The organism is Arthrobacter sp. HY1533 (assembly GCF_027568515.1).
In the GTDB taxonomy this organism is placed as follows: Bacteria; Actinomycetota; Actinomycetes; order Actinomycetales; family Micrococcaceae; genus Specibacter.
In genome coordinates this window covers 1-5942 of sequence record NZ_JANKZF010000052.1, presented here as the reverse complement: position 1 = coordinate 5942, position 5942 = coordinate 1, and the positions used below count along the sequence as shown (strand labels likewise).

Annotated in this window: 5 protein-coding genes; 4 read left to right on the top strand and 1 reads right to left on the bottom strand. The window is 66.7% G+C overall.

Translation table 11 applies throughout. From position 1 onward, the window contains the following. Window positions 1-123: 123 nt before the first annotated feature. Complete coding sequence (locus tag PCK14_RS19225; protein WP_269940130.1) at window positions 124-1188, bottom strand: D-2-hydroxyacid dehydrogenase; 1065 nt, start codon at window positions 1186-1188, stop codon at window positions 124-126. Window positions 1189-1273: 85 nt separating this feature from the next. Between PCK14_RS19225 and PCK14_RS19220 the strand changes: the two genes are divergently transcribed. From PCK14_RS19220 to gndA, 4 genes are all read left to right on the top strand, one after another. After that, on the top strand, window positions 1274-2197 hold the full coding sequence (locus PCK14_RS19220) for an NAD(P)-dependent oxidoreductase (protein ID WP_269940129.1): 924 nt from the start codon (window positions 1274-1276) through the stop codon (window positions 2195-2197). Between the two features lie 73 nt (window positions 2198-2270). Further along, entirely contained in the window at window positions 2271-3041 is a 771-nt protein-coding gene (locus PCK14_RS19215; protein ID WP_269940128.1) for an SDR family oxidoreductase, read from the top strand. A 1-nt stretch (window position 3042) separates the two neighbouring features. After that, a complete protein-coding gene (locus PCK14_RS19210) occupies window positions 3043-4104 on the top strand; it encodes an L-idonate 5-dehydrogenase (protein ID WP_269940127.1) in 1062 nt (353 codons plus the stop codon). Window positions 4105-4240: 136 nt separating this feature from the next. Next, window positions 4241-5692 (top strand): NADP-dependent phosphogluconate dehydrogenase, encoded by a 1452-nt coding sequence (gene gndA, locus PCK14_RS19205; protein ID WP_269940126.1) that lies wholly within the window; start codon window positions 4241-4243, stop codon window positions 5690-5692. Window positions 5693-5942 lie beyond the last annotated feature (250 nt).

Below are 5942 nucleotides of genomic sequence, written 5' to 3'. Positions count from 1 at the left end.
CTGCCGCCTTCCCCTGGGAGGCGGCAGGCCGGCGTCGTGGTTGGGACAGCAACGCCGTACCCGTGGGGGCGGCACGCAAAAGGGGAGCCTCCCGAAGGATGCTCCCCTTTGTGCCGGTGCGGCTTAGTAGAAGTGGACCGTGTCCACCTCGTGGAGCAGGGGCTCGCCGGACTGGAAGCGCTGCAGGTTGTCCATGAAGCGCTCGGCGATCAGGCGGTTCTCGGCGGAGCTCAGGGCCGAGGTGTGCGGGGAGACCATGACACGCGGGTGCTCCCACAGGGGGCTGGCGGCGGGCAGCGGCTCCACGGCGAAGACGTCCAGGCAGGCGAAGGAGACCTGGCCGTTCTCCAGTGCCTCAAGGAGCGCGTCCTCGTCCACCACGGTGCCGCGGCCAACGTTGACCAGGATGGTGCCGGGCTTCATGGCGTTGAAGATCTCCGCATTGATCATCTTCTCCGTGTACGGGGTGCCCGGCAGGGTGTTGATGACAATGTCGGCCGTGGCCACCAGGGCAGGCAGCCCCGCGGTGTCGGTGACCTTTTCGATGCCCTCGATGGGCTCCACGTTTCGCTTGGTGCCGCTGACCTTCATGCCCAGGGCGCGGGCCAGGCGGGCCGTTTCGAGGCCGATTTCGCCCAGGCCGGTGATGACCGCGTGCGAGCCGCTGGCCAGGCGCGTGGGCGTGCGCAGCTCGGGCCAGTGCTTGGCGGCCTGGTCGGCGGCCAATTCGGCGGAGCGCTTGAGGCCGTTGAGTGCCCCCATCATGGCGAACTCGGCCAGCGGCAATGCATGCACGCCGGCGGAGCTGGTGACCTTGATGCGGGCCAGCTCGGCATCGGGAAGGTTTGCTGCCTTGACGGCGCCGCCGGCGCCGGCTGCCATGGCCTGGATCCACTGGAGCTTTTCGCTGGAGGCGATGGCCGCCAGTCCGGCCGGGTTCTCGTTGGGGAAGCCGTAGAGAACGTCGGCGCTGCGCAGCATGTCCCAGTATCGGGTCTCTTGCTCGGGCGTGCGCGTGAAGGCGGGGTCGCCCGAGTGGTCGGCCGGGAAGCGCTCGGGCGGCAGGAGCTCGGGCTCGTACAGCACTGTGACGGTCGGGTTGGCGTTTCGGATGGCCTCCACATGCTCTGCTTCGAGCGGGACGGCAATCGCGACGGTGAGATTATTGAGGGTCATGATGTTCATCATACTGAATTGTGGTTAGAATACTGAACAATTGCGACTTTATGTCTCATGAAAAACCCAACCACAAAGTTGTGAGGAATGGTGTTCTATGACGCAAGCAACTGACTCCGCCCGTACCGCCCCGCCGGGCATCGGATTTGCCGGCCTGGGCCACATGGGTGCCCCCATGGCTGCCAACCTCCTGGCAGCGAACTGGCCCGTGACGGTCTGGAACCGCTCCGCCGCGGCCGCTGACGCGCTGGCCGGGCAGGGGGCACAGGTTTCTTCGACAGTGGCAGGGCTGCGGGACTGCGGAACCATCATCTTCATGCTCCCGGACCTGGGCTTCATCGCCGAGGCAGCGGCCCCGCTGCTGGAGTCGTGGCGGGCGCAGCCCCCGGCGCCGGGAACCGCCGTCGTGGTCATGAGCAGCGTTTCACCACAGGCCGTGAAGGCTTTTGGTGAAGACGTGGCCCAAGCCAGCGCCGGGCACGCCGCGGTGCTTGATGCGCCCGTCAGCGGTGGAACTGTCGGGGCGGAAAACGGCACGCTGGCCATCATGGTCGGCGGCGCCGCCGATTCCTTTGAGCGTGTCCGCCCCATCCTGGAAAGCATGGGCACCACCGTGCGCCTGCTGGGCGGCCTCGGCGCAGGTTCACTGGCCAAGGCCTGCAACCAGCTGCTGGTGGGAACCACCACCGCGGCACTCGCGGAGGCGGCCGAGCTCGCCGAACACTCCGGCATGGACGTCGCGGCGCTCTTTGAGGTTCTCTCCGGCGGACTGGCCGGGAGTTCCGTGCTGGACATTGTGGGGCCGCGCATTGCCGCCAAGGACTACGCACCCACGGGGCCGGCCAAGTTCATGCACAAGGACCTGGGCTTTGTGCTCGAAAGCGCAGCTGCCGCCGGAACGGCCGCGCCCATGGCCACGGCGGGCCACTCGCTGTACGGAATGCTGAAGGACCAGGGGCTGGGCGATGAGGATCTCGCCGTGGTGCGGGAAACCATCGCACGGCTCGGCACGCAAAAATAGCCGGTGCACGGCCGGCAATGCCGCCGGAAGTGCGCCACAGTGAAACACCGACTACGCAAGAAGGACTGAACTGATGAGTGGAATGTTTGATTTGACCGGCCGGGTGGCCCTGGTGACCGGCTCCAGCCGGGGCATCGGCAACTCACTGGCCCGCGGCCTGGCCCAGGCCGGCGCCACGGTGGTGCTCCATGGCATCAACGAGGAGCGGCTTGCCGCGGCCGAGGCCGCCATGGCGAAGGATTTTGCGCCGGGGCAGATCCGTTCCCTGGCCTTCGACGTCACCAGCGCCTCCGCCGCCGCTGAAGGCATTGCCTGGATCGAGGCCAATGTGGGCCCGCTGGAGATCCTGGTCAACAACGCCGGCATCCAGCACCGCGTGCCGCTGCTCGAGCTGGACGTGAAGGACTGGGACAGGGTCATCAGCACCGACCTGACCAGCGCATTCCTGGTGGGCCGCGAAGCCGCCCGCAACATGCTGGCCCGCGGCCACGGCAAGATCATCAACATCTGCTCCGTGCAGACCGACCTGGCCCGCCCCACCATCGCCGCCTACACCGCGGCCAAGGGCGGCCTGCGCAACCTGACCCGCGCCATGACGGCCGAGTGGGCTGCCGGTGGGCTGCAGATCAACGGGATCGCACCCGGCTACATCCACACCGAAATGACGCAAAACCTGGTGGACGATGAAAAGTTCAACACCTGGATCCTGGGCCGCACCCCGGCCAACCGCTGGGGGACCGTCGCAGACCTGGTGGGGCCCGCCGTGTGGCTGTCCTCGGACGGCTCCGACTTTGTCAACGGCCAGACCATCTTCATCGACGGCGGCATGACGGTGGTGGTCTGAGATGACAACGCAAGAGTTCATGCTGCCAGCCAGCGCGCCGGCAGTCGTGGCCCATGCAAAGGGCGATCTCCGCATTGAGGACGTTGCCCTGGTTCAGCCCGAAGCCGGCCAGGCCGTCGTCGAGATTGCCTACGGCGGCATCTGCGGATCCGACCTCCACTACTGGCTCCACGGGGCGGCGGGGGAGTCCATCCTCAAGGACCCCATGGTGCTGGGGCACGAAGTGGTTGGCACAGTGGTCCAGGCCGCGGCCGACGGCACGGGGCCGGCCGTGGGCACGCCCGTGGCCGTCCACCCGGCAACACCGGGCCCCGGGGCCGCCAAGTACCCCGCGGAGCGGCCCAACCTGTCCCCGGGCTGCACCTACCTGGGCAGCGCGGCCCGCCACCCGCACACCGACGGCGCCTTCCTGCGGTACGCGAACCTGCCCACCCACATGCTCCGCCCCCTGCCCGAGGGCCTGTCGCTGCGCAACGCGGCCCTGGTGGAACCCGCCAGCGTGGCCTGGCATGCCGTGGCCCGCGCAGGCGAGGTCCGCGGCAAGAGCGCCCTGGTGGTGGGCTGCGGCCCCATTGGCGCCCTGGCCGTCGCCGTGCTCAAGCGCGCCGGAGCCGCACACATCACTGCCGTGGACATGCACCCGAAGCCACTGGAGATCGCCGCGGCCGTGGGCGCCGATGTGGTCCTGCAGGCGGGGGACACCGAGGCCATTGCCGCCGTGGAGGCGGACATTGTCATTGAATCCTCCGGCAACCACTTTGGCCTGGCCTCGGCCATCAACGGCGCAGTCCGCGGCGGCCGCGTGGTCATGGTTGGCTTGCTGCCCTCCGGGCCGCAACCGGTTGCCATATCGTTGGCCATCACCCGTGAACTGGAGCTTGTGGGCTCCTTCCGCTTCAATGAGGAAATCACCGAAGTCATCGCCGCACTGGCGGATGGCACGCTGTTTGTTGACCCGGTTGTCACCCATGAATTCGCGCTCAGCGACGGCCTTGAGGCGTTTGAGACCGCCAAAAACTCGGCCGTTTCCGGGAAAGTGCTGTTGAATTTCAGCCTCGCATGAGACAATTTGGCATACGGTTGCCATCAGTTGTGACATTTATGACGCCGGCACCGTGACCGAATCATGGGACGCGCTGGGGAACCGGCGCCGGCACCGATAAGCTGTAGGAAACATTCAATTCACTTATGGAGGTAGTATGTCTGCACAAACCGGCACTGCACAGATCGGTGTCACAGGCCTGGCCGTCATGGGCGCCAACCTTGCCCGCAACCTGGCCCGCAACGGATTCACCGTCGCCCTGCACAACCGCTCGGTCGCGAAGACCGACGCCCTGCTCGAAGCCCACGGCTCCGAAGGCGAATTCGTCCGCACCGAAACCCTGGCCGAGCTGGTCGATTCCCTCGAGAAGCCGCGCCGCGTGCTCATCATGGTCAAGGCCGGCGGCCCGGTTGACTCCGTGATTGACTCGCTGGTGCCGCTCATGGAAGAGGGCGACATCATCATTGATGGCGGCAACTCGCACTACCTGGACACCCGCCGCCGCGAATCCGCGCTGGCCGAGAAGGGCCTGCACTTTGTGGGCGTTGGCGTTTCCGGCGGTGAGGAAGGCGCCCTCCTGGGCCCCTCCATCATGCCCGGCGGCTCCAAGGAATCCTACGATGCCCTGGGCCCGCTGCTGGAAAAGATTTCCGCCAAGGTCGACGGCGAACCTTGCTGCGCCTGGATCGGCACCGACGGCGCCGGCCACTTCGTCAAGATGGTCCACAACGGCATCGAATACGCCGACATGCAGGTCATCGGTGAGGCCTTCGACCTGCTGCGCAGCGCCGCAGGCATCGAGCCGGCCGAGCAGGCAGAGATCTTCGGCAAGTGGAACGAAGGCCAGCTGGCCTCCTTCCTGATCGAAATCACGGCAGAGGTCCTGGGCCACGTTGACGCCAAGACCGGCAAGCCGCTGGTTGACGTCATCGTTGACTCCGCAGGCCAGAAGGGCACGGGCCGCTGGACGGTCCAGTCCGGCCTGGACCTGGGTTCGCCCATCTCCGCCATCGCCGAGTCCGTGTTTGCCCGCGGCCTGTCCTCACAGCGTGACCAGCGCGCCATCGGCCAGGAAGTCCTGGCCGGGCACGAGGTTTCCGTTGAACTTGGCGCCGACTTCGTTGAAGACGTGCGCCAGGCACTCTACGCGTCCAAGCTCATCAGCTACGCGCAGGGCATCGACATGCTGACCAGCGCCGCCAAGGAATACAACTGGGACCTCAAGCTCGATGAGATCGCCTCACTGTGGCGCGGCGGCTGCATCATCCGTGCCGAGCTCCTCAAGGACATCACCAAGGCATACGCTGCCGAGGACAAGCCGGCCAACCTGCTCTTCGCCCCGGCCTTCGCCGCCGAAATCGCAGAGGTCCTCCCGGCCTGGCGCCGCGTGGTTTCCACCGCCGTCCAGCTGGGCATCCCGGTTCCCGTGTTCTCCTCATCGCTGGCCTACTACGACGGCCTGCGCCGCCCGCGCCTGCCAGCCGCACTGACCCAGGGCCTGCGTGACCTCTTCGGCGCCCACACGTACAGCCGTGTTGACGTTGAAGGCACCTTCCACACCCAGTGGAGCGGCGACAAGTCCGAGATCAGCGCAGTGGACACCCACTAGTCCCCAACCGCTCCCCAAACAAAGCCGCTGGCGCGTCTTTGTTTGGGGCCCCTCGCGGATGTGGGCCCATGTAACCGGGGCCCGTGCGCTTTAGGCGTGAAGTGCGACGGCGGCCGGTGACTTGGCGGATTCTGGGGGTCGTTGCAACACGACTGGTGGTTAGGCTGTCAATAGTATGTCGCGTAGGCGCTCGGCTGGTGTATTCCAGCCGAGCGTTTTACGTGGTCGGCCGTTGAGTTGTTGGGCGACG

What these genes read in the sequence shown, in the direction of transcription:
- PCK14_RS19220 (WP_269940129.1), top strand. Translation starts at nt 1,274, where the DNA reads ATGACGCAAGCAACTGACTCCGCCCGTACCGCCCCGCCGGGCATCGGA.
- PCK14_RS19225 (WP_269940130.1), bottom strand. Translation starts at nt 1,188, where the DNA reads ATGATGAACATCATGACCCTCAATAATCTCACCGTCGCGATTGCCGTC.
- PCK14_RS19215 (WP_269940128.1), top strand. Translation starts at nt 2,271, where the DNA reads ATGAGTGGAATGTTTGATTTGACCGGCCGGGTGGCCCTGGTGACCGGC.
- gndA (WP_269940126.1), top strand. Translation starts at nt 4,241, where the DNA reads ATGTCTGCACAAACCGGCACTGCACAGATCGGTGTCACAGGCCTGGCC.
- PCK14_RS19210 (WP_269940127.1), top strand. Translation starts at nt 3,043, where the DNA reads ATGACAACGCAAGAGTTCATGCTGCCAGCCAGCGCGCCGGCAGTCGTG.